At 63.2% G+C, this 1,306-nt stretch carries 1 protein-coding gene and 1 other annotated feature; the gene reads left to right on the top strand.

Going from position 1 to position 1,306, the window contains the following annotated elements:
* Positions 1 to 56: 56 nt before the first annotated feature.
* Positions 57 to 1,276 (top strand): IS3 family transposase gene (locus IWX63_RS16615; RefSeq protein WP_334685964.1). Its coding sequence is split into 2 segments (ribosomal slippage): positions 57 to 336 and positions 336 to 1,276, totalling 1,221 coding nucleotides; the frame shifts between segments, so codons are not numbered across the junction.
* Positions 335 to 448 (top strand) — a sequence feature (AL1L pseudoknot). It overlaps the preceding gene by 114 nt.
* Positions 1,277 to 1,306: the final 30 nt, after the last annotated feature.

Here is a 1,306-nt window from a genome sequence, read left to right on the forward strand (position 1 = left end):
TGTTCCGCCCCGGGTTTAATGGAGGTTCTTGATCCCCTTGGAAGAGGTTGAGAATTATGGCAGCACCACGGAAGTATCCCGAGGAGCTTCGGCAGCGTGCGGTCCGGCTCGTGTTGGATGCGAAGGGCAGCGCGGACGGGAGCCGGGGAGCGTGCGCGAGGATCGGGCAGCAGCTCGGTGTCCCGACAGACACTCTCCGGGGGTGGGTGCAGCGGGCCGATATCGATCAGGGCGTCCGGCCGGGTACCACGACCGATGACGCGGCCCGGTTGGTGGAGCTTGAGCGTGAGGTTCGTGAGTTGCGGCGGGCGAACGCGATCCTGAAGAGCGCGTCGGCTTTCTTCGCGGCGGAGCTCGACCGCCCCTCGATCAGATAGTCGAGTTCATCGACCAGAACAAAGCCGAGTTCGGGGTCGAGCCGGTCTGCAGGGAACTGCAGGTCGCCCCGTCGAGCTACTACGCGGCCCGGAACCGCCCGCCGTCGAAACGAGCGGTATCGGATGAGGAGACGGTGGTGAAGATCAAGGAGGTCCACCGGAAGAACTACCGGGTGTACGGGGCGCGGAAGGTGCACGCGCAGCTCAATCGCGACGGCCATCGCGTTGCGAGGTGCACGGTCGAGCGGCTCATGCGTCGTGAAGGATTACGGGGTATCAGCCGGTCGAAGGGGCCACGGACCACGATTCCGGGGCCGCTGAGCAACCGGCCGGAGGACCTTGTTAAGCGGGCGTTTACCGCGCCGGCACCGAACTGCCTCTGGGTTGCCGACATCACCTACATCAGGACGTTTTCCGGGTGGGTGTACGCCGCGTTCGTTCTCGAGGTGTTCTCCCGCCGGATCGTGGGCTGGCAGCTATCGACGTCGCTGCACACCGATCTCGCGCTCGATGCCCTGGAGATGGGGTTATGGGCCCGCAGACGTCAGGGTCGTGACTTGTCGCAACTGGTCCATCATTCCGATCGAGGAGTTCAGTACCGTGCCGTCCGCTATACCGAACGTCTCGACGCCGCGGAGGCCGTCGCGTCCGTCGGTTCCAAAGGCGATTCCTACGACAACGCAATGGCGGAGGCGCTGAACTCGTTGTTCAAGGCCGAGCTGATTCGGAACTTGGGTCCGTGGAAAGGGATCGACGACCTCGAGATCGCGGTCGCTGAATACATCGACTGGTACAACCATCGCCGACTCCACGGCGAGATCGGCCACATCCCACCCGTCGAAGCCGAAACCAACTTTTACGCCCATCTACCCGTCACCAAAAAACTGGAACGGGCCTAACCGAACCTCCACAAAACCCGGTACTTGACA

The organism is Arthrobacter sp. CAN_A2, assembly GCF_015752045.1.
Classification (GTDB): domain Bacteria; phylum Actinomycetota; class Actinomycetes; order Actinomycetales; family Micrococcaceae; genus Arthrobacter_D.